This is a genomic window from Amycolatopsis plumensis (assembly GCF_042652605.1).
GTDB classification, from domain to species: Bacteria; Actinomycetota; Actinomycetes; order Mycobacteriales; family Pseudonocardiaceae; genus Amycolatopsis; species Amycolatopsis plumensis.
In genome coordinates this window covers 3405326-3428667 of record NZ_JBHSJY010000001.1, presented here as the reverse complement: position 1 = coordinate 3428667, position 23342 = coordinate 3405326, and the positions used below count along the sequence as shown (strand labels likewise).

Below are 23342 nucleotides of genomic sequence, written 5' to 3'. Positions count from 1 at the left end.
TCTGCCTCAAGCAGCGGCTTGACCTCGAAAAGCGCGTCCATCTCTTCACCCCTCAAAACCTTGTCTTGAATTGAGACAAGGTTAAAGCTAGCCGCAAACCTTGTCAATAATCGAGACAAAGTTTCTTCTCGGCCAGGCGCCGAGCACCAATCCCACGACCGCCCAGGAGGCACCCGTGTCTGCACCCATCACCCCGGCCGGCCCCGCTGGCGAGCCGTCCGGCACAACCGGCGCGCCGGCCGTCACCGGTGAGCAGCCGCCGGAGGCCGGTCAGCCGAGCGCGCCGGCGCCGGCCGATCAGGGCGCGGCTGCGGACGAACTCGCCGCGCTGGACCCCGCGACGCTGGCGAAGATGGTGCGCGACCTGCGCACGGAAAACGCCGCGGACCGCACGAACGCGAAGACGAAGGCGGCCGACGAGGCGCGGCAGCAGCTCGCGCAGGACATCGGCAAGGCCCTCGGCCTGGTCGCCGGCGACGACGACAAGGCGGACCCGGCCAAGCTCGCCGAGCAGGTCACCGCCGAGCAGCAGCGTTCCCGCGCCGCCGCCGTCGAGCTGGCCGTGTTCAAAGCCGCCGGCCCGCTCGGTGCCGACCCGGCCGCCCTGGTCGACTCCCGCGCGTTCCTCTCCGCGGTCGAACAGCTCGACCCCACCGCGGCCGGCTTCGCCGAGAAAGTCGGCGCAGCGATCACCAAGGCCGTGACCGACAACCCGAAGTTGCGCGCCGCCGGCCAGGCGCCGCCGCGCAGCAGCGGCCAGCACGCCGGCGGGTCCGGCGAGAAGCCCGCCGCGAAGTCGCTCACGGACGCCATTTCCCGCCACTACGGCAGCTAAGCCCCTAGGAGAGTTCCATGCCCGTAACCTTGGCCGAGGCCAAGAACAACGCACAGACCGACTACGACCCGGCCGTGATCGACGAGTTCCGCAAGGAGTCGGCGATTCTCGATTCGCTGATCTTCGACGACGTCGTCAACCCCTCCGGGGGCGGCGCGACCCTGACCTACGGGTACCGCCGACTGATCACCCAGCCGACCGCGGATTTCCGCCCGCTCAACTCCGAGTACGCGCCGCAGAACGTCACCACCGCACCGTTCTCGGTCAACCTGGCCGTGCTCGGCGGCGCGTTCGAGGTCGACCGGGTTATCGCCAAGGTCGGCCCGGCCGCATCCGCCGCGGTGTCGCTGAACATGTCGCAGAAGATCAAGGCCGCGAACACCCGGTTTCAGGACGCGGTGATCAACGGCGACACCGCCGTCGACACCAACGGATTCGACGGGCTCGACAAGGCGCTCGTGGGCTCCACCACGGAGTTTCGCGCCGGCCAGGTCACCGACTGGACCGACTTCGACACCAACGCGCGGGCCGAGCACAAGGCGCTCGACGCCATCGACGAGTTTCTCTCGCTGCTCGACGGTGCGCCGTCGGTCGTGATCGGCAACGCGAAGTCGCTGGCCCGGGTCCGGGCGGCGGCGCGCCGCGCCAGCATGTACACCCGCGACCCGGTCGAGGGACTGATCGGCGTCAACGGCCGGCCGGTGGTCCGCGAGACCTACGGCGGGGTGCTGCTCGTCGACGCCGGCGCCAAGGCCGGCACGAACAACCCCATCGTGCCGATTCTCGGCCGGACCGTCGGCGGCACCGCAGCGACCGGGCTCACCGACCTCTACGCCTACCGGGTGGGGCTCGACGGCTTCCACGGCGTCGCGACCGTCGGCACGCAGCTCGTCGAGAGCTGGCTGCCCGACTTCACCGTCGCCGGCGCCGTCAAGAAGGGCGAGGTGGAGCTCGGCCCGGTCGCCGTCGCGCTCAAGGCCACGAAGTCCGCCGCCGTCTTCCGCAACATCAAGGTGCAGTGATGCCACGACACACCATCGAAACCCCAGTCGCCGACTACACGGGCACCGTCGCCGGCGTCCGGTTCGCCGCCGGTCGCGGCGAGACCGACGACGAGAACGCGGTCGCCTACTTCCAGCGCCAGGGCTACACCGTGACGCCCGTCGACGACGTCGAGCCCGCCGAGCCACCAGTCGACGCCCCGACGAGCGATGCCGCATCCGCCGGCGAGGCACCGGTCGACACCCCGGCGGCCGAGCCCGACGGGACCAAGCGCACCGGCCGCCGGACGCCCGCGAAGTAGCCACCGCGGCCGGCGCCCTGCCCCGACCGGGCGCCGGCCGTGGCCTCCACCGAGGGGAGGGGAGTCACCGTGGCGCGCGTGTACGCGACCGCCGAGGACTACGCGAATTGGCTGGACGTCACCACCCCGCCCGAGGGCATCACCCGGCAGCTCGCCCGCGCGTCGCAGCTCGTCGACTGGCTGCTCGTCACCGCGGTCTACCTGACCGACTCGGCCGGCTACCCGACTGACCCGGACGTGCGCGCCGCGGTGCGCGACGCCACGTGCGCGACCGTCGAATGGTGGGAGGACACCGGCGACGACTCCGGCGCGGCCGCCCGGTTCGCCTCCGCCGGCATCGGGTCCGTAAACCTCACCCGGGCAACCACCGCAGCCGCCGGCACGCCCGCCGGCGCGCAGGTCGCGCGGCTGTCACCCGAGGCCATGCAGATACTCACCACGGCCGGCTTGCTCGGCGACGGCCTGGTCGAGCAGGAGGTCGCCCGGTGGCGCTGACCATGCCCGCGTTCCTGCTCCCGCACACCGTCACCGTCAAGCCTTACGCCGGCAACGGCGCGTACGGCCCGATCTTCGGCCGGCCGTTCACCGTCCGCCGCGCCTACGTCGAGGACCGCCGGCGCCGGGTCCGCGCGACCGATGGTGCCGAGACCATCAGCGAAACGACCGTGATCACCCAACCCGGCGCGGCGATACCGGCCGGGTCGGAGGTCACCGTGTGGCCCGGGACGCCGGCCGAGCGCACGGCGACCGTGATCACCTCGAGCACCTTCGACCACCCCAGCGCGCCAGCGCACCTCGAGGTCACCCTCACCTAGTTGTGCCCTCACGCCGCGGCTCGATCGCGTCGCCCGGCACCCACTGCCCGGCAGGCGCGCCGCCGTGGCCGTCATGGATCTTGAACCGCACCCAGCCCACCCAATGACCGGTGGTCGTCGCGTGCCACATCGCCAGCTCGCCGGGCACGGTCGCCTGTAGATCGAGACCGTCCGGGATCACCGCCCGGGGCGGACCGAGTCGATAGACCTTGCCCAGGTCAACCCACACGGGCCGGTGCGGGCGCAGCCCGCGGAAGTACCGCGAACCCGGCGCCACACCCCGACCATCATCGAACACAAGTTCGGATTATTGCACCGGCCCTGACCGGCGACAACGGCAAGGAGGTTCACCCGTGCGGCTCAAGACCGAGTTTCACTGGAAGGGCGATCACGTCCTCGAGGACTTCACCCGCGGCGCCGAGAAGGGCGTCAAGCTCGCCGCCGAGCACGTCCGCGGTGTCGCGGTGAACCGCGCCCCGAAGGACACCGGCGCGCTCCGCAACACCGGCACGGCGACCACCGACGGGCTCACCGGCGCCGTCTCGTTCGACACCGAGTACGCCGTGCCCCAGCACGAAGAGGAGACCTGGCACCACGAAGACGGCCAGGCGAAGTACCTCGAGACCGCGCTCGACGACGAGATCGACGTCGCCCGGCAGATCATCGCCGCACAGATCCGGAAGGCGACCCGCTCATGAGGTTCGTCGCCGAGCTGGGCGACCTCATCGCCCGCCACCTGGCCGCAGCCGGCGTCGGGGCCTACCGGCCCGACGCCGGCTACACGGCCAGCGAGACCGGCATCGTGTTCGGCGGTCTGCCGGCGGACCCGCCGCGCGCGGTCGCCCTGCTGCTCTACCCGCTTACCCACGACACCGACGCCGACGCCGAGTACGGCCTGCGCATCCGCTTCCGCTCCGCTGGCCAGGACCCGCGCGACCTGTTCGACCTCGTCGACGGCGCATTCGACGCGCTCGCCGGCGCCGGCGAGCAGCAGCTCGGGCTGGGCGTCCACCTGGTCGCCCGCGAGACCTCGAACCCCAGCGGCACCGACCAGAACGGCCGCTACGTGCACACCGACACCTACCGAATACGGACACACCACCCCACACGATTTAGAGAGTGAGCCACCGTGTCGGTAGCGTTCCCGCATGGCATTTGAGTGGGCACCAGTCGTAACGGGATCTGCCGCGATAGTCGGCGCCGTAGCAGGAAACCTGACGTCAGCGTGGCGTGAGAGCAAGCGATGGGAACGCGAAACGAAGCGCGAAGAGCTGCGACACTCGCGCGAAACTGAACGCGAACAGAAGAAGGCAAGACACGATTTCAACCTCCACTGGTCCGAGAGAAAGCTCGAGCTCTACGAGTCGGTTCTCGCCAAGCTTGAGGAACTATCAACCTTGATGTCGCGCCTCTGGCGTAACGACACCTTGGACGACGGTTCCACGCCGACCGCCGAAGACCTCAAACGGGTACAGCGGGAATTTGCATTACTTCAAACGCGCGCCCGCCTAATCGCCTCACCAGTTGTAAACAATTCCATCGAAGAATACCATTTGGCTTCTCGTGTGTGGGTACAAAGGCTCGCTCGAATCAATCCCGGCGAACCCTGGACTTCCAAAATCAACGAAGCTACTAGCGATCTTTCAGCAGCGTACAAGAAAGTATTAACGACGATGCAGGCTGAAATTGGGGCCGCATCCTGACAATCAGAGGTAAAATGGCTCTGCGTTCTATGCTCGCCAGCGACTGGGCACTTGAGGTCGACACCGCGGCAAGCGGCGCCACCGCGCCGCAGTGGACGCCCGTTCGCGGGCTGTCGAACTTCTCGGAGAGCACCGACGACAACACCGAGGACGACTCGACCAACGACGCGCCCGGATGGGGCGCCGACGTCATCACTCAGCGGAAATGGAAGATCGAGGCGGAGGGCAAGCGCAAGCGGGACACCAGCGCGAGCACCTACACCCCCGACCCCGGCCAGGAGTTCATCCGCAAAGCCGCACGCAAGGTCGGGTTCTCAGCCGACGTGCATGTGCGGTGGTACCGCCGAGACGGCTCGCCGGACGCGTCCGAGGGCTACGCGCAGGTGTCCGAGTTCACCAAGGGCGGCGAGACTACCGACCTCGAGCCGTTCAACTTCACGTTGCTGGGCCAGGGCGAGCCGCTCGAGATCGCCAACCCGGTGACCGCGCCGCCGGCCGGGGGCGCCGCGGCGGCCGCGACGACGAGCGGGGGTAAGTGATGGCGTATCGGGATCTCGACGAGCTGCTCGACGGCGGGCTCGAGCTGCCCATCGGCGGCAAGGTCTACGCCGTACCGCCGGTCGACGCCGAGACCGGTCTGCGGTTGCAGCGGCTTCACGACTGGATGTTCGGCGTAGCGGCCGCCGTCAAGGCGCACGAGGACAACCCCGACGCCGGCGAGCTGTCGGTGCCCGAACCGGGCGGCGAGCTGCTGTCCGATGCGCAGGAAATCGACATGTACCGCAAGTCGCTCGGCGCGGCCTACGACGAGATGGTCGCCGACGGTGTCGCCTGGCCGCGGTTCAAGGTGGCCGGCATGACGGCGTTCCTGCACCACACGCAGAGCCCGGAGGCCGCCGAGGCGTACTGGAACGCCGGCGGCCGCCCGGAAGCCTCGGCGGGGAATCGGGCGAGCCGTCGCGCGGCGGCCCGATCGACCCCGCAACGGGAATCCGGGAGTGGTACGACCCGGACGCGGAAGGCGGCGCCGGCGACGGCCCGCGCTGGTCGGACATCTTCGCGCGCTGGTCGCTCGTCGAGCTAGACCTGCACGAGGTCTACGGGCTCGACCTCGAGGCGCCCGGCCTGCTGCGCGCCCGCTCGTGGCGCTGGCTGCGCATCCGCATCGCCGGCCTGTTCTCCACCGACGCGAGCCGGCTCCGTCGCGCGCTGTACCCGGAGGCTGACCGTCCCCGCCCCTGACTGAGCAGCGGGCGGGGGTGGTCCCGTGGCGCTCACCATCGGCGAGCTTGTCGGTTACCTCCGGATCGACGACAAGGGCGTCGCCGGCAAGCTCGCGCAGGCCCGCGCCCGGTTCGCTGCCGCGGCCCGGGACACCGACGTCTACGACAACGCGCTCGTGCGCGCGGGCAAGTCCGCGCGCGACATGGCGCTCTCCGCGGGCGCGAGTGGGCTCAAGGTCGGCGCACTCGCAGGCGCCGCGAACCTTGCCGGTGGTGCGCTCGGTGCGCTCGGCGGCGGCATCGTCACCGCGTCAGGTGCGCTGCTGATCCTGCCTGGTGCGGCGGTTGCTGGTGGTGCCGCACTGGCCTCGCTCAAGGTCGGGTTGTCCGGCTTCGGCGACGCCTTGAAGGCGATTGACGACCCCGCCAAGTTCGCCGAGGCCACCGCGAAACTCGCCCCCGCGGCACGCGACACGGCGAACGCCGTCCGCGCACTGGCGCCGGCGTGGGACGCGGTCAAACGCTCCGTACAGCAAGAGCTGTTCTCCGAGATGGGCTCGGTTGTGCGCCAGCTCGGCGCGCAGTACCTGCCGATCCTCAAGCGCGGCATGACCGACGTCGCCTCGAGCTTCGGCGTCGGCGCCGCCGGACTGGCCGCGTTCCTGCGGGAAGCGCGGACCGGGCGCGACGTCGCGACGATCTTCGACAACTCCTCGACCGCGGTGTCGAACCTGGCCGAGGTCACGCAGCCGCTCGCGCAGGTGTTCCGCGACGTCGCGACGGTCGGGTCGACGGTGTTCGCCGACCTCACTACCGGCGCGGGCTCGGCGGCCGAGCGGTTCGCCGCGTTCATCTCCGCGGCGCGCGAGTCTGGGCAGCTCGAAGCGTGGATGCGCAACGGGCTCAACGCGTTACAGCAGCTCGGCCAGCTCGCCGGCAACGTCGGCGGCATCATCTCGGCCGTCTTCTCGGCGATGTCGGCGAACGGTACGTCGACGCTCGACGTGTTGTTGCAGGCCACCGGCGCCGTGCGGGACTTCCTGAACTCTGCGCAAGGCGCCACGCTGCTACAGCAGATCTTCGGCGGCATCGCCGCCGCCGGCCGCGGACTGGCCCCGGTGCTCGCCGAGATCGGTCGCGTTCTCGCGTCCGACGTCGGCCCGGCAATCGCGCTTCTCGGCCCGCAGCTCGGCGACGCGCTCGCTTCCCTGGCACCCGCGGTCGCCCCGCTGGGCAGCGTGCTCGCCGCGCTGGCGCCCGTGGTCGCCGCGGTCGCGCAGAGCTTGGCCGGCGGACTGGCCTCGGCCGTCGAGTCCCTCGAGCCGACCGTCGTCGCGCTCGCTCCCGGACTCGCCACCTTGGCCGGCCAGATTGGCACCGTGCTCGCCGCGGCGCTCCAGGTCGCCGGCCCGCTGCTGGCGATGCTGGCCGGCTTCCTGTCCGACAACATGACGTGGCTCGGCCCGCTGGCGATCGGGTTCGGCACCGTCGCCGCGGCCGCCGGACCGCTCACGACACTGGTCGGCGGCCTTTCGACCGCCTTCCGCAGCGCGACAACGATCTTCAACGCCTTGCGCGTCGCGATGATGACCAACCCGTTTGTTCTGATCGCAACGGCCGTCGCGCTTCTCGCCGTGCTGATCATTTCAAATTGGGACACGATCAAGAACGCAATTGGCGCCGCGCTCGATTGGATCGGAAATTTCATTTCGGGAGCGGTCGACTTCATCGTCAACCTGTTCTTGAACTGGTCACTCCCCGGTCTGATCATCAAGCACTGGGACACCATCGTGGCCGGCGTCCGCACGGCTGTGAACTGGGTCCTTGACGCGGTCGCGTGGCTCGGCTCCCTGCCGGGCAAGGTGGCCGCCTGGTTCGGAGATCTGGCGAGGGCCGCGATAGGGAAGGCGGCCGAGCTGGTCGACTGGCTACGCGGCTTGCCGGGCCGCGTGCTCGACGGACTCGGCAATTTCGGATCGCTGCTACTGAACGCCGGACGCGACTTGCTCACCGGTTTGTGGAACGGGATTCAGAATGCGGCGAGCTGGCTCAAAGGCAAGGTGCTCGGGTTCTTCGGCGGCTTGCTGCCCGGATGGGCGAAAGACATTCTCGGGATCAACTCGCCGTCGACCGTGTTCGCCGGCATCGGTCGGTGGATCCCGCCCGGCTTGGCCGGCGGCATCGACAAGGCGGCCGGCGTCGCGCTGCGCTCGGCGTCGGATCTCGCCACCCGCGTGTCCGACACGATGGCAGCCGGCTTGACCACGCCACAACTCGCGTTCGCCGGCGCGCCCGGCCGCGGCGCCGGCCCGGCGACCGGCACCTACGCGGCGAGCGGAAACCGAGCGACCGTCCACATTGACCAGTTCCACGCGACGCCGGCGCAGTCACCGGCCGACATCGCCGGCGAGCTGGACTGGTTGAGCCGCGGGGGTGGGTAGTGACTGCTGGGGACCTGATCACCCGCGACGGACAACTCGAGTGGCGCGGCACCCTGCTCGGCGCCGGCACGGCGTACGGGTGGCGCGCCCTCGAGGGCTGGCTCGACCTGCCGCAGATGCGCGGCGGCGATATCGACCGGCCCGGACAACACGGCGCGTTCCCTGGGCAGTTGCTCGCCCAGTCGCGCACGATCACGTACTCGTACGTGATCTCGGCGCGGCGTGCCACGCGCGACCAGTACGCGGCCGCCCTCGAGCGGTTGCGCGCAGCCACCACGCCGACGGAGAACCCCGACGAGGAACCACTCGTGATCCGGCTCGCCGGCCGGACCTGGCAGGCGCTCGCCCGATGCACCCGCCGCCTGATTCCTACCGGCCTCGCCTACGACACCGGCTACGTCGCGGGTGCTGTGCAGTGGGTGGCGACCGATCCGCGGTTGCTCGAGCTACCCGGCTACAGGGGCTCGACGACGCTCGGCGCAGTCGACGCCGGTGGGCTCGGCTTCCCACTGCGGTTTCCGATGCGGTTCGGTGCCTCGGCCCGCGGCGGAGCCATTACGTGGGCGAACACCGGCACAGCCGAGGCGTGGCCGGTCTGGCGTATCGCCGGCCCGGTCCGCGGCCCCTCGATCACCCGCCGCGACACCGGGCAGGCGCTCGAGTTCGATCCCGACTGGATCATCCCGGCCGGCCAAATCGTCGAGGTCGACACGCTCGCCCGAACCGTGTTGTTCGTCGGCAGCAACGTCTCGGCGTCCGATCGCCTGTTCACCCGCGGGTGGTTCAGCTTCCCGCCCGGCCGAGAGATACAGGCCGTTTTCGATTCCGCTGCACCGAGTTCCGACTCGCGCCTGTCGGTGACCGTGCACAACACCGCCATGTGAGACGGAGGTTCCTCATGCCCGAGCGCAATTCGTGGGCCGTCGGGTCCGACGCTCACCCGCTCATCACCACCGAAGATGCCCGGGTCGCGGTGTCCGCGCTGCTCGTTCCTGGGCCGAGCGCGGTCACTGCTCGCGACGGCATTCGACCCGGCCCGGCAACCCCGGGTCGCGTGCACGCGGCCGGCACGGCAAACGGCTCGATCGTGGTCGAGCCCTTCCAGGGCAGCATCCGCGCTTCCCGCGGCGTTGGCTCGTACCTGGTGTCGCTGGACAGCCCGAAGACCCTCGACGTGCTCGCCGTCCCGGCGGCCCCGGCGAACGACCGCTACGACCTGGTGATCGCCCAGCAGTCCGACGAGTTTTACCTCGACACCGCGACGAAATTCGAGGTTCGGCTCGTGCGCGGTACCGCGTCAGCGACGCCGAGCGACCCCGTCGTCGACGGCTCTCTCGACTGGTTCCCCCTCGGCCGCGTCCGGGTGACCGCCGGCGCGGACAAGATCACCGACGCCATGATCGACCAGCTAACGCCTGGGTGGACGGTCGCTCTCGGCGGGCTGCTGCCCGTCGGCAGCGCCGCCGAACGCAACGCGCTCGCCGCCTACCCCGGGCAATCGGTCTACCGCATCGACAAGGGATGGACCGAGGTCTACGACGGCGCCGCGTGGCGCGTGCGTGGACAGGTGACCGCGGTCGCCCTGTCCGACATCACCGACCCGTACCCCGGTCAGCTCGTCGTGCTCGCTGGTACCGGCGGGCTGTACCGCTGGAACGGCGAGAGGTGGTTGTACGCCGCCCTGCTCAGCGGGTCGACCCCGGGCGGCGACTGGACGATCACCACCAACCAGCCGACCTCGAACTCACCGACCCTGCTCACGTTCCCGCAGATCAACCGGCCGCCGGTCGGCATCAGCCTCGCCGGCGGGGTGTTCACCATCGGTGAACCGGGCTGGTGGGACCTGTCGCTGAACCTGCGCTACGGGCTCGGCAACATCGACAAGTACGCCATGATCGGCGGCTCGTCCGCGGGGAACCTGTGGGCGAAGGACAGCACGGGCGGCGGCGGCAACAACGTCTCGGCCTCTACCTCGAAGTGGCTCGACAAGGGCGCCACATTCCGGTGCTACGGCTACTCGGGCGCGGCGAACGCCGTCACCAAGGAGTCGGCCGACGACCTGATCAGCGGGTTCACCGCGGTGTGGCGGGGGCCCTGATGGCGCTTCCGACGTACACCTACCTTGTCGCCGACCTGCGCAGCGGCCACGTACTCGACGAGCTGCCGCTGTCCGGGGTCAAGTACAACAAGCCGTTGAACGACGCCGGCAAGTTCTCGGGTACCTGGAACCTGTCCCGTCACCCGGCCACGCGCCGGCGTGATCCGTACGAGTTGACCATGCCGGCCCGCCGCGCGCTCTACGTCCTGCGGGACGACCGGCCGATGTGGGGCGGGCTCATCTGGACCCGCAAGTACGACAGCAGCACCGGCGCCGTCGACATCCAAGGCGCGGACTGGTGGAGCTACTTCGACCACCGCAAGGTGTTGCCGCTGCTGCCCGACACCGTCGCCGTCGACCAAGTTGCCACCCTCACCACCCGGTTCAACGACACGGAGCAGAACGACATCGCGCGGCGCCTGGTCCAGCTCGCGCAGTCACACGCCGGCGGCGACATCGGGGTCGAGGTCGACGACTCGCAGTCGTTCGTCTACCGCGACCGCGAGTACCCCGGGCACGCGTTGGCGGACACCGGCGAGGCCCTGCGCCAGCTCTCGAGCGTCATCGACGGCCCCGACATCATGTTCGGGGTCGCCCCGGGCACCGGCGGCCGCGTCCGCCGGATCATGCGCGTGGGCACTCCACGGCTCGGCCAGCCCGGCACCGTCCACGTGTGGGAGACCGGCGGCAACATCCTCACCTACGTGTGGCCCTCCGACGCTACGCGGATGGCCACGCGCACGTTCGCGGCCGGTGACGGCGTCGCCGAGGGAACTCCGATCGCCGTCGCCGAGGACACCGCGAAGTACCCGGACCACTGGCCGCTGCTCGAGTCCGAACAGGGCTACTCGAGCGTGAGCGACGCCGACACCCTGCAAAGCCACGCCGACGCCGACCAGCTCGTCGCCCGGCTACCCGTCGTGCTCCCGACGCTCACCGTCCGCGGCAACACCGCCCCCCACGTCGGGGAGTGGGACACCGGCGACGACGTCCGCGTCGTCATCCGAGACGAATTCATGCGCCGCGGGCTGGACACCGCCATGCGGATCGTCGACGCGCAGTACGCGCCGGGCGAGTCCGTCGAAACCGTCACCATCACCATGAGTCCCCTAATCGAGGATGCCGCGTAATGCAGGTCAACCAGCCCTCCAACATCATCGACCGCGTCATCGCCCTTGAGCGCGAACTCGCCGCCGTCCGCAAGAAGGTCGGCCTGTCCTCAGCCGTGATCGCGCGCGGCGGCTTGACCCTTGTCGACGACAGCCACATCAAGATGACCGACTCCGACGGCGTGGAAATCCTCTACATCGGCCCCGACGCCGAGGGCAAACAGCGTTTCGTACTCCGCCGCGAAGGCGGCGCAACGCTCATGTACACCGCTGGATCGGCGCAGTTCGGCCGCGACTTCTGGGCGATGACTGATTCCACCGGCCGCGTCATCGTGTCTGACAGCGCCGAGGTAGGCGCCGGCCTCGCGCGTCCCTACCTTCCCATCCCGCTCTATCCGCGGTTCCTCCCGCACACCTTCTCGCCCGACCCGGATCTCGGCGACGTCGGCTTTTGGAGCATCGACGCCGGGCGGCTCTCCGGCGAAACCAAGCTGTGGGAAGGCCGCGCCTCGATATCGCACCCGTGGATGAGCGTCGTTGGCGTCTGGGGCTGGGCTGTTGACCGGCCGAACCCGACGTACCGGCTCAGGCTCGACGGCACGGAAGTTGGCGCGTGGAACGTCAACGTCGGCGCCGTGGTATCTCGTCAAGGCCGATTCAGCGTCGCCGAATTTGTCGGGCGGGACTGGGTGAAAGTCGAGCTGACCGTGTCGGTATCCGGCTCGGGCACGGTCGCCTGTCAGCTGCTCGGCTGCTACTGCCACTAGCCCGCACCACCTCACCGGCCGCAACGCGCGGCCATTTCGTCATGCCCTGAAACAGCGAGGAACCCGTGAATCTCGCCGCTCTCGGCGCGCTCGACATCGCCGGGATGGCGGGTGTCGCCGTCGCCGCATACCTCGTAATCCGTCGCGTGTGGACAGCAGTCCGCAGCGCCGCGCGCGGCCTACGTCGACTCGGCCACTTCGCCGACGACTGGTTCGGCGAACCCGAACGCAACGGCGCACCGGCCCGGCCCGGGGTGATCGAGCGCATTGCCGCCATCGAAACCGACGGCGCGGCCACCCGCGACGACGTGCGCGGCCTGGTCGAGCGCGTCGAGCGCGTCGAGCACGAGCTGCGGCCCAACTCCGGCGCGAGCCTGCGCGACGCAATCGACCGCGTCGAGAACGCCGTTGCCGAGCCCGCTGAGTCACCCATCACCCGCAAGAACCGTTGATACACAACGTTTCGAGAGGATTTCATGCTCTACGGAATTGACATCAGCCACTACCAGGGCGGCGCGTTCGACCTGCGCCGCACTCGCGCAGAGGGGTTCGACTTCGCGTTCCTCAAGGCCACCGACGGCACCGGATGGGTCGACCCGCAGTTCGGCCGCAACCTCGGCGAGGCCCGCGGCGCCGGCCTGCTCGTCGCCGCCTACCACTACCAGCGCGGCAACGCCTCGGCCGCGGCCCAGGTCGACACCATCACCCGCACCGTCCCGCGCGACATGCCGGTCGTCCTGGACGTCGAGAAGGGCAGCGGAAACCTCACGCTCACTCGCGACATCATCGGCCGCTTGCGCGGCGCCGGCTACACCGTCCCGCTTACCTACATCCCACGTTGGTACTGGCGAGACACGCTCGGCTCGCCGTCCCTCGACGGCCTGCCGCCGCTGTGGTCCAGCAAATACCCGGACATGAAAGGCGGATACGCCTCCCAGATTTACGAGCGCGTGCCCGCGAACTACTGGGACGGCTACGGCGGCGCCGGCGTCGAGGTCTTGCAGTTCACCAGCTCGGCCACCGTCGCCGGGCACACCCCGGTCGACAGCAACGCCTACCGCGGCACCCGCGAGCAGCTCGCGGCGCTGCTGGGCACCAACCCCGCCGGCACCCCAACGCCCCCGGCCCCGCCCGCGCCACCGGCGCCGCCGGCCGCCGGCACGTACACCGTGAAGCCGGGCGACACCCTCTCGGGCATCGCCGCCCACTTCGTGACGACCGTCGCCGCGCTGGTCCAGGCGAATGGCATCGCCAACCCGGACCGCATCTACGCCGGCCAGGTGCTCCAGCTCTCCGGTGGCGCCCCGTCCGGCGGCCGCCGCATCCAGATCCGGCCCGGCGACACCCTCTCGGGCATCGCCAAGCAGTACGGCACCACCGTCGCGGCCATCGCCGCACGCAACGGCATCGCCAACCCGAACAAGATCAACGCCGGCGCCTGGCTCACCCTGCCGTGACTTCGACACCGGCCGGCACGTTCTACGCCGCCGTGCTGCTCGGCTGGTTCGCCAGCGTCGCCGCCCGCACCTTCGTCCGCCTCTATGAGCGGCTCGACTCCCTACCCCCGCGAAAGGAACGAACAACCATGGCTACCCCCGTCCCCGGCGAGCCGGACACCCCGCAGCGCCAGCTCGGCGAGCGGCTCGCCGCGTGGCTGCGCTCGGACCGCGTCACGTCGTGGGTGCGCACCGTCGTACCCGCACTGTGGTCCGCCGGCGTCGCCTACCTGGTCGCGCTCGGGCTCCCCGCGTGGCTCACCGAGCCGGCGAACGGGCTCGGCCAGACGGCCGCCGTGCCGATCGTGCTCGGCGCCGTCTACGCCGGGTTGCGGTGGCTCGAGCCGCGGGTGCCGAGCTGGCTCGCGCGGTTCCTGCTCGGCTCGAGCCGCCCGCCCACCTACAACCAGGAGTAGCCCGTGCCCGCCCTGCACGACGACGTCGTGATCGAGAAGGGCGCCGAGTGGGGTCGAGCGTGGCCGGTCACCTCAGGTGGCCGGCCGCTCGACCTTTCCGGATGGACCGTGCGCGCGCAGGTCCGCGAACGCATCGACGCCGGCGACGTGCTGCACGAGTGGTCGACCGCGGCCGGCAACGCCAGCACCGCGGACTCGCGGGTCACGCTCACCGTGACCGCAGCGACCTCGCGCGCCTGGCCGTGGCTCGCCGGCGTCTTCGACGTGCTGCTCATCGACCCCGGCGGCCGAGTCGCCCGGATCGTCGAGGGCACCGTGCGCGTGTCTCGGGGGGTGACCCGTGACAGCACTTGAGCCCGAAGCCGGCCCGCCGGTCGCGCTCGACTGGCTCGCCGTCGGCTCACCCGTCGACACCGCCCCGCCCGGCGAGCCGGGCGACGTCCTCGAGTTCGGCCACCGCCACGAGCAGACCATCGCGACCGCGGTCTGGAACATCTTCCATCCGCTCTCGTTCACCCCCGCCGGCGTGCACGTCATCGAATCCACCGGCGAACCGCTGCTCGGCGTGGTCACCTACCCGGCCGCCGGACACGTCCGCATCGAGTTCTCCGCGCCGTGCTCCGGCGTGGCCTACCTGAGCTAGGAGAGCCCCGAACATGGCCGACTTGAAGTTCGGCACCCACACCGACCACGGGCTCAACGAAGCCCGCAACCTGGTCGCCCACAAGGTCGCCAGCCTGCCCGCAGGCGCCGAGGCGCAGGTCATCTACCACAACGGCCGGTTGAAGATCCGCGACGCCGCCGGCAACTGGATCGACCCGACCGCCCGCGCGAACCACACCGGCAACCAGCCGGCCTCGACCGTGTCCGACCTGCGCGCGACCGTCACCGGCTACCGGCTCGACGAGTTCGCCGCCCCCACCGCGCCCATCAACGCCGGCGCCCAGCGCATCACCAACGCCGCGCCGGCTTCGGCTGCCGGCGACCTCGCGACGTACGGGCAGCTCCAAGACGCCGTAGCCGCCGCGGCCGCCGGCGTCTCGTTCAAAGCCGCCGTGCGCCTGGCCACCACCGGCCCCGTCACCCGCACCGGGCTCGCCGCCGTCGACGGCATCACCCCCAACCCCGATGACCGCGTGCTCGTCAAAGCCCAGGCCGACCCGGTCGAGAACGGCATCTACCTCGCCAAAGCGGCAGGGTGGGCACGCGCCGCGGACGCCGACAGCCCGGGAGACCTGCGCGGCGGCGCCGTCGTCGCGGTCGAGGAAGGCGCCACCAACGGCGACCGGCTCTACCTGCTCACCACGAACGGCAGCATCATCCCGGGCGAGACCGGGCAAACGTGGGCCGTCTACGGCACCGGATCGGATGGCTTCACCCTCGCCGGCGCCGGCCTGCTCGCCGTCGGCGCGGACACGATCGCCGTCGGCGCTGGCCCCGGCATCGTGGTCACCGCGGACGCCGTTGCCGTCGACACGGCCGTCGTCGCCCGCAAGGTCATCGCCAACGTGACGCCCACCGCGGCCGGCCCGGTCACCATCCGGCACGGGCTCGGAAATCAGTTCGTCGACGTCTCGGTCTACGACATCAGCGCCACCACGCCGGCGCTGGTGCTCACCGGCGTGGATCTCACCGACGCCGACAACGTCGCGCTTTCGTTCGGCGGCGCCGGCACCTACCGCGTAGTGGTGGTCGGGTAGTGGCCGGCGCACTCGAGTACCGCGGACCGGTCCCGGTCGACGGGGTCGACGTCGCGACGATGGGGCAGCTACCCACCGAATCGCAGGCCACTGACACCGCGCTCTACGGGGACCAGGTCTCGACGCTCCGGCGCACCGATGCGATTTGGGGCGAGACGCTCTCTCCCGGCTATCTCACCGTGTGGGCGACCGTCGCGTCGCGGTCGCTCGCCGCGAGCGTGGCGAAGTTCTGCGTCTACGCCGTGCACAACGGGCTCACCGGGTTTGACTTCGGCGTCTACGTCGGCCCGGATGTGTCCAGCCTCGACCGGAAAGTCACCGTGTCCGGGTTGAGCTGGATCGCCTCCGCCGGCATGAAGTCGGTCAACCTCGGCGCGGTCGCCGTGAACCGCGGCGAAGCCGTCGCATTCGCCGGGCTCACTGCCGGCAGCGGGACCGCGCCGAGGCTCGCCTCGACCACGCCGGCCACCGGCGCCGGCGCGTCCTCGCTGCTCAACGAAACCCCTTACAGCGTGTACCGCTCCGGACAAGCCGCGCCCTTGCCGCAGTCGCTCAACCTCAACGATGCCGCCTGGACCAGGGCAAATCAGAAGTTCTGGGGCTCGCTGCGCTGATCAGGCAAGAACGGGCCGTGGCTGGTCGGCCCAGCCGAGCAGGCCGAACGGAACGCCGTCCAGATAGCCACGGATACCGGCGAGCGGATACGGGATCACGTCGTCGGGCAGGCTGTCCAGTGGGAACCATTCGACGGCCGAGCACTTGTCAGGCTCGCGGTTGTACGGCTCCCCGGACCAGCGGCGAGCCTCGAAGAACACGCCGAGCCGCGGTACCGGGCCGGACCCGGCCACGTGCACGGTGTGCGCGTGCCGCAGGTCGGCCGGATCGATGTGCACGCCGACCTCTTCGGCGGCTTCGCGCGCCGCGCCGGCCGGCAGGGACTCGCCGGCGTCGAGCTTGCCGGATGGAAGATGCCACATGCCCCCGCCGTAGGTGCCGCGCCGCTGCGTGAGCAGCAGCTCGGCGCCGCGAACGAGCAGAACGTGCACGTCAATGATCGTGTGCTGGCCGTCGGGCATCCGGCAATGATCCTCACGGGTGGCGGGCGCTGAACCTGCGAGCCCGCCCGCGCCGGCGGGCTCGCAGGCAGGCTACGCCGTGGCCACGTCGGCGCCGGGACCCTCAACCCGCTCGGCGATTCGACCCGCGAGGTACGTAGCGACCTCCACAGGTGAAGCGCCGGCAGTGTCCACGGCGACCACGGGATACCGCCACCGCGCGAGCCGTATCGCGGCCTGCTCGTATAACTCGCACTCCCGTCTGCTGCTGTCCTCGCCGGTGTGGAACCGGTCGTGCGCGCCTCGGGCGGCGACTCGGGCCGCGGCCACCTCTGGCGGCGCCTGCAAGATGACGGCGAGGTCGGGCACGTCGGCCGCCGAGTTGATCGCCTCGACGAACGGCAGCGGTACGTCGTCCATGCATTGCAGCACGTAGGACGAGGCGACGTAGCGGTCGCACACGACGATGGCCCCCGCGGCGAGGTGCGGCCGCACCTCCTTCTCGAGGTGGTGATACCGGTCGGCGGCGACCAGGCAGGCGAGCGTGTGTCCGCGGTAGGTGTCGGTGTTGCGCCGAGCCGTCTCGCCGAGCACACCGTGCGACGGCTGAGTCGTGGCGTGCACCTGGAACCCGCGCCGGCCGAGGCACTCGCGCAGCAGCCGGGTTGTCGTGGTCTTGCCGACACCGGCCGGGCCGTCGATGGTCACGAACAGCCCGCGGCCCCATCGCCTCACGCGGCCGCCTTCCGGTCGAACTGCGCGCGGGTGAGCGTGACCAGGCTGCGCCGGACGTAGTCGATCGGTGCCTCGCTCAACTGGATGTTGACGGAGAAATTGAACTCGTCGCGCTCACGCATCGACTCGTCGACGCCGCCGGAGGTGAGATCCACGGCGCTGTAGTTGAGCAGCTGCTCGGCGGTGTACTTGCCGGACCTCATCAGCTCGCCCCAGTCGGGGGTACCCGGGTACGGGCGGTACTCGAAGGCCGACGCACGGAACTGGCCGGGCAAGCGGTCGGTGATGTCCCACAGGTCGTGTACGAGCCGCATGGTGTCGTCGATCTCGGCGCACGTCTCGGTCGGAAACCCGACGATGAAGTAGCCCTTCACGTTGATGCCCCGCTCGGCGAGCCGGCGCACCACCGACCGCGCCATGTCGGGAGTGATGCGCTTGTCGATCCGCGCGAGCATCCGCGCGTTGCCGGACTCGACGCCGAGCGCGACCTCGCGCAGCCCGTTCGCGACGAGGGCGTCGAGCATGGCGTCGCTCGTGCGGTTCAGCACGTTGATTCGCCCCGTGGCGTCCCACTGCGCCCAGTCTCCGACGTGGTCCGCGGCGAACGCGGTCATCATCGTTGTGATGACGCGGGGTACGCCGAGGAACAGGTCGTCGACAAACCGGAAGGCGCTCACGCCCGTGCCGCGAAGCTTGTCCATCTCGTTGAGGATGTTGTGCGGCTCCCGTGTGCGGATGGTGATATCGGGGTTCGCCGACACCGCGGCGCCGCAGAACGAGCAGTCGTAAGGGCAGCCGCGGGCGCCGACCATGTTCGCTTCAAGCCGGCCGCCGTCGTGGTGCGGGTCCTGCGCCAGGTAGCCGCGGTCGACGAACGGCAACCCGTTGATGTCCGGCGCGAGGTAGTGCCCGTTCTTGGCCCCAATCCCGCCCGTGACCGGGGTGTGCATGATCGGGTCGAGCCACATCACACCGGGCAGCTCGGTCCGTCGTCGGTGGTCGTCGAGCAGGGCGGCGACCCGAGTTTCACCCTCGCCGATCACCAGCGCTTCGCACTGGCTCATCCGCTGGTCACACAGGATCTCGGCCGGCATCGCTTTCGCCTGGTGCCCGCCGAGCATGAGCATGATGTCGCGGTCGAGCCGCTCGGCGATTCGGGCGCTGATCTCGTACGTCGGGGCCAGCAGGTTGAACCCGACCCAGCGCGGCGCGGCCGCGTTCACCAGGCAGGCGGTCTGTTCGACGCCGAGCCCGTGCGCCTCGGCGTCGAGCACGCCGACGTTAAAGCCCTTCGCGGCCGCGTAGGTGGCGATGTAGGCCATGCCGAGCACCGGCAACGTGAAGTCGTTCACCCGCGGACGCTCGTCGTAGTCACGCAACGGCGCGTTGACGAACAGGGCATCGATCCCGCGCGTCAGGTCGGCACCGGCGATCAGGTCAGAGAGCAACTCCCGTTGCATGTCGAACTCCCCAAGCGAGGGTGAGCAGCGTCCACTCGGACAACTGCGCGCCGGCCATCGCCTGCCACAACCGCCCGAACTCAGGTTCGGGTTTCGGCCAGTCGACCGAAGGGGCGAGCTTGCGCGCCCAGGTGCGCACGGCGAGATCGGCGAACGGATAGAGGCTGTAGTCGTTGGTGACGTCGGCAACCGCGGCACCGGCGGTCCAAGGACCGATCCGACGAACGCTCTGCAGGGCAGCGGCGAGCTGCTCGCCCGCCATACCGGCCCAGTCGTCGGCGGCCTTTAGGCTCGCCTCGGCGGCCGAGCGCAGACCGTCACGGAAGAACTTCATCCGTGCGGCCTTGAACTCGTCGTCGGACAGGGCGAGCACGGTCTCGGGCGAGGGGAACAACCACGCCGGGCCGACCGCGGTGTCGTACCGCTCGCCGTAGGTTTCGCAGAACCGGCGGTAGTTCTCGCGCGCGGTTGCGGCCTTGATGACCTGGCGCGCAACCGCCGTGCCGAGGGCTTCCCAGACGTCCGGGGTCCGCACACGCGCGACGGGGCCGTCGGCCCGCAACGGATCGCACACCAGCGGATCACCCATCAACGTCCGCGGGTCGATCACGTCGACGACCGGTGCGACATCGGTGTCGCCGGCGAGCCGGACGACGTCGACCAGTTGGCCGCGGTCAGCCGCGGGTGCGCAGATCACCGACCAGACCGAGCCGGCCGACCGAAGCACGCGCCGAGCGTGTCCGTCGTCCCCACGCAGCCATCCGGGGTGGTCAAGCATCATGATCGGTTGCGACACGTTCGGCCCTTCTCGCGTTGGTTCCCGGCATTCTCGCGCGGGTGGCGCCCGCCCGACTTCACGCCGCACGCGTGTCATGCGACCAACTCAAGTTGGCCGCTCACGCTTCTGTATTCGTCGTCCTTCTCATCACTCAGAGGCGCCGCAAATTCGACGGTCTGGTCAACGAGATGACACCCGGAGGTTCGCCAGTACTCTTCCAGATACGGGCGAGCACCAATCAGGTCAGTAGGGAAATCATCGTCCACGGCTAGTCCGTTGCCGCATTGGTCGATTATGTCGCCACCGACCGACACAGAGGCCACTTCTCCGGCCTCGTCGCACCCAACGCCCACACACCGGGGCCCGCTGTCGACATCGACGCCGAGCGCATGTCGGCCTGTACTCGACGAGAAGGCATAGCAGCGCAGGAAAAGTACGACAAGCAACACGAGCGTAAGGCTGATAGCCCCACCGACAACAACCACGAAAGACATAATTGACCCCACAGTCATCGAATTTGACGAGTGCCACAAACGACCTTCAACACGTCTTCACCCGTCCACATCTCGCATTCCTTTGAGTGCGATGGCATACAATCCAGCAGCCACATTTAGGGCCTGCCATGCGACCCGATGCAGCTTGATCGCCGGAAGCCCAATAAGAATCGCGCTAGCTGACAGCGTTGCAACTAGAAAGACAGGGGAGCGCTCGCCAAGAATCACGAAAATCGACATCACGAAAAATAGAACGCCTAGCGTGAAGAACTTTCCGAAGCTTGACGCCCACCAGTGCGCAACCCGGATCGGCCGACTTTCGCAAGTGAGGTAATACCAAACGCTCACGCGATCGCCTTCGGGGATGTCGGCGCCGGCACGAGCGAAAACCTCACCTGTTAGCGCGACCTTGTGAGCGGCAGCGTTGGAACGTGGCGGACGCGGGGGTCCGGGGGGCACACTCCCCGCATCCGCCACGAATTCATGGGGATCATCGGACGCGCCTTCCGGCTTCCGGCCGTTGTGCGGTTCGCCCAGGAAGCGAGCACGGTCTCGGCGGACCTGCCGCAGGTACGGAACTACGGCCGCCACGACCGCGGCGGCAGTTACGCCACCGATCACCGCACGCACGGCGACCTCACCGACGTTCACGCGGCACCCCCGTCGACCGGGCCGCCACATAGCGCGACGTGCTGTTGTTACGGTGAGCTACCTCGTACATGCATTGAGCGTCCGCCGAGGACCTTCCCCGGAAAACGACAACGGCGCATGAGATCCGACAGGTACAGCGGCATAACGCCGGATTTCATACGTGCCCCGTATGAAATCTGTGACATAGCGTGGTGAGTCACATACACTGCGCGGTGAACGGTGAACGAGGGGTGACCACGGTGCGGACAGCAGCGCGAACGTGCGAAGCGTGCGGCGCACGGCTGGCTCGCGACCGCGTGAGCGACTACTGCGGCTCCTGCACTCGTCGGCTGATCTCCCACGTGGCGCAGCCTCAGCCTGAAGCGTTCTGGGAAGCGGACAGCATCCGTACCGCGCTCAAGGCGCGTCACTTCGGCTGGTTCTTCGCGGCCTACCGCCAAGAACACAAGCCTCACGTCTCACAAGCCGCGCTCGGCCTGTGGCTCGGCCTCACGCAAGCGCAGGTGAGCCGCCTCGAGGCTCCCGACGCCCGACCTCCGAGCGATCTACACAAACTCGAGCGATGGGCACGGGCTCTCCACGTGCCGCGCTCGCTGCTCTGGTTCAACGTTTCCCATACGCCCGAAGAATCGGCCGAGCCGACAGTCGCGGTTAGCCTCGATGACGTGCAACGGCGACAGTTCTTCAAGACCGCAAGCGTAGGCGTCACAGCGATTGGCGCATCCCTGCTCGGCTCGACACCAGCAGCCGCGTCCGGACCGGCCAAGTCCGGAAGCACCGACGCCGAAATCGTCCGCCACATGACGGAGACGTTCCGCCAGCTCGACAACCGGTTCGGCGGCGGACACAGCCGCGGAACGACCACGATCACCAGCTACTTGACCTCGAGCGTCACGCCGATGCTGAACGACACCAGCAGGACGACAGCCGCTCGAAGCGAACTGTTCGCCGCCGCCGCTGAGCTACACCAGGTCGCGGGATGGAGCGCTTACGACGTCGGCAACGCAGCAGACGGGCAACGGCACTTGCGCGACGCGTTGAAGCTGTCGCAGGATGCCGGCGACGATGCGCTCGAGGCCGAGATGCTCGCCGCCATGTCGCACCACGCGGCGTTCAACCGGTCCCACGACGTCGCGGTCGACATGGCGCTCGCGTCCAGGCGAACGGCGAAGCGGTCCGGCCTGGTCGCGCTGCAAGCCGAGGCAGCCGTGTTGGAGGCGCACGGCCAGGCTCTCAAGGGGAACACCGGGGCGTGCTTCGCGGCGCTCGGTGAGGCCGAACGGGCTTTCGAGCGGTTCGTGCCTGGCTCCGGGCCGGCTTGGCTGAGCTACTTCGACAACGCCTACTTGTCGGCCAAGTTCGCTCACACCTTCCGCGACCTCGGCCACCTCCCGGAAGCTGAGCAGTTCGCCCGTCGGTCGCTCAGCATGAGCGACGGCTACGACCGCGGCCGGTTGTTCAACACCGCACTTCTCGCGTCGATCCTGGCTGACCAAGGCCGCGTTGACGAAGCGTGCGCCGAGGCAGCGAAGGCAGTGCGGATGAGCGAGAACGTCCGCTCGATCAGAGGTGGCGCCTATCTCGCCGACGTCGGTAGGCGTCTGGCTCCGTACCAGACTGACCGCCGAGTTGGGGTCGTCTATGCGCAGATGAAGGCCGTAGGGGTTCCTACGCCGGCGTAGGGCTCAGCGGTAGAAGGCGAGGATGTGCAGTAGCGCGACCTGCGATGCCGCGCCGACAATCTCGCCCTTCAAGATCCGGTCTCGGACCGTGTCGAGGGGAATCCAAGCAACCCGCTCGGCCTCGTTGATATCGGCGGGCTCGCCGATGTACTCGGACCGTCGAGCGACGTACAGCAGGTTCTCGGCGTCGGCGCTACCGATGAGGGGTTGTAGCGAGCCAAGCGGCTCGACGTCCAGCGGACGCCAGCCGGTCTCTTCCTCGACCTCGCGCGCCGCGGTCAACGCGGGATCTTCCTCCGGGTCGACGTAGCCGCCGGGCAGCTCCCACACCCACCGATCGATGATGAATCGGTGCCGCCACAGCATGAGGACCCGGTCTTGATCGTCAAGAACGGCCATCATCGCGGCCTTGCGGATGCGGAACACCCACTGCTCGAAGGTCACCCCGTCGGGTAGTTCGACCGAGGCAATGCTCACGCGGTCGCGACGTGTGTCGTCGACGAGCCGCTCGCCGTGGATCTTCCAGCGCGTCAGCTCTTGCCCATTGGGTTCCGTGGCCACGTGCGTAGATGCTACGGCGA

The 23342-nt window shown here is 69.3% G+C and carries 31 protein-coding genes; 23 read left to right on the top strand and 8 right to left on the bottom strand.

Translation table 11 applies throughout. The features are described from left to right. Window positions 1-175: 175 nt before the first annotated feature. The 5 genes from ACFPLC_RS16465 to ACFPLC_RS16445 all read left to right on the top strand — a co-directional run bounded on the left by ACFPLC_RS16465 (window position 176) and on the right by ACFPLC_RS16445 (window position 2953). Entirely contained in the window at window positions 176-835 is a 660-nt protein-coding gene (locus ACFPLC_RS16465; protein ID WP_378197690.1) for a hypothetical protein, read from the top strand. A 17-nt stretch (window positions 836-852) separates the two neighbouring features. Beyond that, a complete protein-coding gene (locus ACFPLC_RS16460; protein WP_378197692.1) occupies window positions 853-1857 on the top strand; it encodes a major capsid protein in 1005 nt (334 codons plus the stop codon). Continuing rightward, complete coding sequence (locus tag ACFPLC_RS16455) at window positions 1857-2138, top strand: hypothetical protein (protein ID WP_378197694.1); 282 nt, start codon at window positions 1857-1859, stop codon at window positions 2136-2138. The genes ACFPLC_RS16460 and ACFPLC_RS16455 overlap by 1 nt, the downstream gene beginning before the upstream one ends. Before the next feature lie 69 nt (window positions 2139-2207). Continuing rightward, complete coding sequence (locus tag ACFPLC_RS16450) at window positions 2208-2633, top strand: head-tail connector protein (RefSeq protein ID WP_378197696.1); 426 nt, start codon at window positions 2208-2210, stop codon at window positions 2631-2633. Continuing rightward, window positions 2624-2953 carry a hypothetical protein gene (locus tag ACFPLC_RS16445; protein WP_378197698.1) on the top strand — a complete coding sequence of 110 codons (330 nt, stop codon included), beginning with the start codon at window positions 2624-2626 and terminating at the stop codon, window positions 2951-2953. Before ACFPLC_RS16450 ends, ACFPLC_RS16445 begins: the two co-directional genes overlap by 10 nt. On the opposite strand, the gene ACFPLC_RS16440 is transcribed toward ACFPLC_RS16445, so the two are convergent. Further along, window positions 2946-3251 (bottom strand): hypothetical protein, encoded by a 306-nt coding sequence (locus ACFPLC_RS16440; RefSeq protein WP_378235848.1) that lies wholly within the window; start codon window positions 3249-3251, stop codon window positions 2946-2948. The genes ACFPLC_RS16445 and ACFPLC_RS16440 overlap by 8 nt on opposite strands. A gap of 55 nt (window positions 3252-3306) precedes the next feature. On the opposite strand from ACFPLC_RS16440, the gene ACFPLC_RS16435 reads away from it, so the two are divergent. The 17 genes from ACFPLC_RS16435 (at window position 3307) to ACFPLC_RS16355 (ending at window position 16520) form a co-directional block, all read left to right on the top strand. Continuing rightward, on the top strand, window positions 3307-3651 hold the full coding sequence (locus ACFPLC_RS16435) for a hypothetical protein (protein WP_378197701.1): 345 nt from the start codon (window positions 3307-3309) through the stop codon (window positions 3649-3651). Next, a complete protein-coding gene (locus ACFPLC_RS16430; RefSeq protein WP_378197703.1) occupies window positions 3648-4076 on the top strand; it encodes a minor capsid protein in 429 nt (142 codons plus the stop codon). The genes ACFPLC_RS16435 and ACFPLC_RS16430 overlap by 4 nt, the downstream gene beginning before the upstream one ends. 25 nt (window positions 4077-4101) lie before the next feature. Further along, on the top strand, window positions 4102-4656 hold the full coding sequence (locus ACFPLC_RS16425; protein WP_378197705.1) for a hypothetical protein: 555 nt from the start codon (window positions 4102-4104) through the stop codon (window positions 4654-4656). 14 nt (window positions 4657-4670) lie between these two features. Then, window positions 4671-5195 (top strand): phage tail tube protein, encoded by a 525-nt coding sequence (locus ACFPLC_RS16420; protein WP_378197707.1) that lies wholly within the window; start codon window positions 4671-4673, stop codon window positions 5193-5195. Next, entirely contained in the window at window positions 5195-5740 is a 546-nt protein-coding gene (locus ACFPLC_RS16415) for a DUF7426 family protein (RefSeq protein ID WP_378197709.1), read from the top strand. Before ACFPLC_RS16420 ends, ACFPLC_RS16415 begins: the two co-directional genes overlap by 1 nt. Before the next feature lie 183 nt (window positions 5741-5923). Continuing rightward, the gene (locus tag ACFPLC_RS16410) at window positions 5924-8320 is read left to right on the top strand and encodes a phage tail protein (protein ID WP_378197710.1); all 2397 of its coding nucleotides are present in this window, start codon (window positions 5924-5926) and stop codon (window positions 8318-8320) included. Then, a complete protein-coding gene (locus ACFPLC_RS16405) occupies window positions 8320-9204 on the top strand; it encodes a phage tail family protein (protein WP_378197712.1) in 885 nt (294 codons plus the stop codon). Before ACFPLC_RS16410 ends, ACFPLC_RS16405 begins: the two co-directional genes overlap by 1 nt. A gap of 14 nt (window positions 9205-9218) precedes the next feature. Further along, window positions 9219-10418, top strand: coding sequence for a hypothetical protein (locus tag ACFPLC_RS16400; RefSeq protein ID WP_378197714.1), 1200 nt, complete (start codon window positions 9219-9221; stop codon window positions 10416-10418). Continuing rightward, window positions 10418-11548 carry a hypothetical protein gene (locus ACFPLC_RS16395; RefSeq protein WP_378197716.1) on the top strand — a complete coding sequence of 377 codons (1131 nt, stop codon included), beginning with the start codon at window positions 10418-10420 and terminating at the stop codon, window positions 11546-11548. Before ACFPLC_RS16400 ends, ACFPLC_RS16395 begins: the two co-directional genes overlap by 1 nt. Further along, window positions 11548-12294 carry a hypothetical protein gene (locus ACFPLC_RS16390; protein ID WP_378197718.1) on the top strand — a complete coding sequence of 249 codons (747 nt, stop codon included), beginning with the start codon at window positions 11548-11550 and terminating at the stop codon, window positions 12292-12294. The genes ACFPLC_RS16395 and ACFPLC_RS16390 overlap by 1 nt, the downstream gene beginning before the upstream one ends. Window positions 12295-12440: 146 nt before the next feature. After that, window positions 12441-12746 carry a hypothetical protein gene (locus ACFPLC_RS16385; RefSeq protein ID WP_378235847.1) on the top strand — a complete coding sequence of 102 codons (306 nt, stop codon included), beginning with the start codon at window positions 12441-12443 and terminating at the stop codon, window positions 12744-12746. 24 nt (window positions 12747-12770) lie between these two features. Continuing rightward, window positions 12771-13751: a LysM peptidoglycan-binding domain-containing protein gene (locus tag ACFPLC_RS16380; protein ID WP_378197721.1), complete on the top strand. Its 981-nt coding sequence runs from the start codon at window positions 12771-12773 to the stop codon at window positions 13749-13751. After that, window positions 13748-14206 (top strand): hypothetical protein, encoded by a 459-nt coding sequence (locus ACFPLC_RS16375; protein ID WP_378235846.1) that lies wholly within the window; start codon window positions 13748-13750, stop codon window positions 14204-14206. Before ACFPLC_RS16380 ends, ACFPLC_RS16375 begins: the two co-directional genes overlap by 4 nt. Window positions 14207-14209: 3 nt before the next feature. Further along, window positions 14210-14560 (top strand): hypothetical protein, encoded by a 351-nt coding sequence (locus ACFPLC_RS16370; protein ID WP_378197725.1) that lies wholly within the window; start codon window positions 14210-14212, stop codon window positions 14558-14560. Continuing rightward, a complete protein-coding gene (locus ACFPLC_RS16365; protein WP_378197727.1) occupies window positions 14547-14849 on the top strand; it encodes a hypothetical protein in 303 nt (100 codons plus the stop codon). The genes ACFPLC_RS16370 and ACFPLC_RS16365 overlap by 14 nt, the downstream gene beginning before the upstream one ends. A gap of 13 nt (window positions 14850-14862) precedes the next feature. After that, complete coding sequence (locus ACFPLC_RS16360; protein WP_378197729.1) at window positions 14863-15906, top strand: hypothetical protein; 1044 nt, start codon at window positions 14863-14865, stop codon at window positions 15904-15906. Continuing rightward, on the top strand, window positions 15906-16520 hold the full coding sequence (locus ACFPLC_RS16355) for a hypothetical protein (protein WP_378197730.1): 615 nt from the start codon (window positions 15906-15908) through the stop codon (window positions 16518-16520). The genes ACFPLC_RS16360 and ACFPLC_RS16355 overlap by 1 nt, the downstream gene beginning before the upstream one ends. Here ACFPLC_RS16355 and ACFPLC_RS16350 read toward each other — a convergent pair whose 3' ends face one another. The 6 genes from ACFPLC_RS16350 to ACFPLC_RS16325 all read right to left on the bottom strand — a co-directional run bounded on the left by ACFPLC_RS16350 (window position 16521) and on the right by ACFPLC_RS16325 (window position 21079). Next, window positions 16521-16982 carry an NUDIX hydrolase gene (locus ACFPLC_RS16350; RefSeq protein WP_378197732.1) on the bottom strand — a complete coding sequence of 154 codons (462 nt, stop codon included), beginning with the start codon at window positions 16980-16982 and terminating at the stop codon, window positions 16521-16523. Window positions 16983-17054: 72 nt separating this feature from the next. Next, entirely contained in the window at window positions 17055-17696 is a 642-nt protein-coding gene (gene tmk / locus ACFPLC_RS16345; RefSeq protein WP_378197734.1) for a dTMP kinase, read from the bottom strand. Further along, window positions 17693-19156: a B12-binding domain-containing radical SAM protein gene (locus ACFPLC_RS16340; RefSeq protein WP_378197735.1), complete on the bottom strand. Its 1464-nt coding sequence runs from the start codon at window positions 19154-19156 to the stop codon at window positions 17693-17695. The genes tmk and ACFPLC_RS16340 overlap by 4 nt, the downstream gene beginning before the upstream one ends. Beyond that, entirely contained in the window at window positions 19134-19883 is a 750-nt protein-coding gene (locus ACFPLC_RS16335) for a DNA glycosylase family protein (RefSeq protein WP_378235845.1), read from the bottom strand. Before ACFPLC_RS16335 ends, ACFPLC_RS16340 begins: the two co-directional genes overlap by 23 nt. A gap of 143 nt (window positions 19884-20026) precedes the next feature. Then, window positions 20027-20419: a hypothetical protein gene (locus ACFPLC_RS16330; RefSeq protein WP_378235844.1), complete on the bottom strand. Its 393-nt coding sequence runs from the start codon at window positions 20417-20419 to the stop codon at window positions 20027-20029. Between the two features lie 66 nt (window positions 20420-20485). Then, the gene (locus ACFPLC_RS16325) at window positions 20486-21079 is read right to left on the bottom strand and encodes a hypothetical protein (protein WP_378197741.1); all 594 of its coding nucleotides are present in this window, start codon (window positions 21077-21079) and stop codon (window positions 20486-20488) included. 341 nt (window positions 21080-21420) lie between these two features. On the opposite strand from ACFPLC_RS16325, the gene ACFPLC_RS16320 reads away from it, so the two are divergent. Then, window positions 21421-22761 (top strand): XRE family transcriptional regulator, encoded by a 1341-nt coding sequence (locus tag ACFPLC_RS16320; protein WP_378235843.1) that lies wholly within the window; start codon window positions 21421-21423, stop codon window positions 22759-22761. A 3-nt stretch (window positions 22762-22764) separates the two neighbouring features. On the opposite strand, the gene ACFPLC_RS16315 is transcribed toward ACFPLC_RS16320, so the two are convergent. Further along, entirely contained in the window at window positions 22765-23322 is a 558-nt protein-coding gene (locus ACFPLC_RS16315) for an NUDIX hydrolase (RefSeq protein ID WP_378197744.1), read from the bottom strand. Window positions 23323-23342 lie beyond the last annotated feature (20 nt).